Annotated in this window: 1 pseudogene; it reads right to left on the bottom strand. The window is 66.1% G+C overall.

The window, feature by feature from the left end:
- Positions 1 to 35: 35 nt before the first annotated feature.
- Positions 36 to 1,163 (bottom strand): annotated as a pseudogene (locus tag AC1D00_RS42110) (glycosyl transferase family 1); the annotation flags it as partial.

Consider the following 1,163-nt stretch of genomic DNA (forward strand, 5'->3'; position numbering starts at 1 on the left):
CGGTATCCTCGGCTCGCTAGGTGAGAAGGTGAAGTTCAGGCACCCACGGCGCGCAATGCTACGGGCCTCGTCAGGCTCGTGGTGATGCGTGCAAGCTGGCGCATCTCGGCAAGGCCGAGGAGATAGCAAACCACGGACTCGCCCCCGCGGTTTTCGTTGGCGCGATCGGGGTGCAAGCCGTCGCGGCAACTGCCGGTGAGCGGATCGACCAGCGCCACAGAGAGATCATTGCTGCCGAGAAACCAGGCGAAGGCCCGCGTTGCCATGGCTTTCCATTCGGCATCGCCATCCGCGCGCCACGCCGTGAGGCAGGCCGCAATCGTCGCCGTTGCTTCCACCGGCTGCTGATCGAAGGCATGGGGACGTTGCCGCTGCTCGCCGAAGCCGGCGGTGCCGACCGGCCGGAATTGACCTGCCGCGGTCGTTTGTTGCGTCATGAGCCAGCGCAGCGACCTCAATCCGGCATCGAGATATTGAGGCGTTTGCGTCGCCATGCCCGCGAGCATCAGGGCCTGCGGCAATCGCGCATTGTCATAGGCCAGCCCTTCCTCGAACCACACCCAGTCCGGCGTCTCCACCGACGCCAGACAGGACATCAACCTGTCGGCGAGGGAATGCCGGACCTCCCTGGCACGAAGATCGTCCGGTGCCACGGCGCAGTATGCGTCCAGACCCAGCAACATGAAGGCCCACGCGCGGGGCGAGCGAAAGCTCTCCGCGATCGACAATGCCTGCGCGAACAAGGCTGCAGCCCACTGGCGCCGCGCCGGGCTCGCGTCCGTGCGCGCCGCCTCACCCAGGGCCCATAGCGTTCGCCCGTGACTGTCTTCGGAGCCCCTGTCTTCAAGCCAGGTGCGATTGAAGCCCATGAAGTTGCGAAATTGCCCGGTGTCGGGGTTCCACGCGTGCTGCACGAAGGCAGCAAAGCGGGCCGTCAAGACCTCCGACAGAGGCTGCTCGCCCGGATTGTTGAGGGCGCAGGCCAGCAGCAACGCTCGGGCATTGTCGTCGACGCAATAGCCGTGCGCGCGATCGGGCACCGAATGCACCGCATGCTGGAACAGGCCGACATCGTCGCACATCGACAGGAAGTGGCCGATCTGCATATCCGGCGGCGCGGGGCCGCGCAGTCCCGGCGAGCCCATGTCGGAGCGCGCAAACAC

The organism is Bradyrhizobium sp. P2_E8 (genome assembly GCF_056403875.1).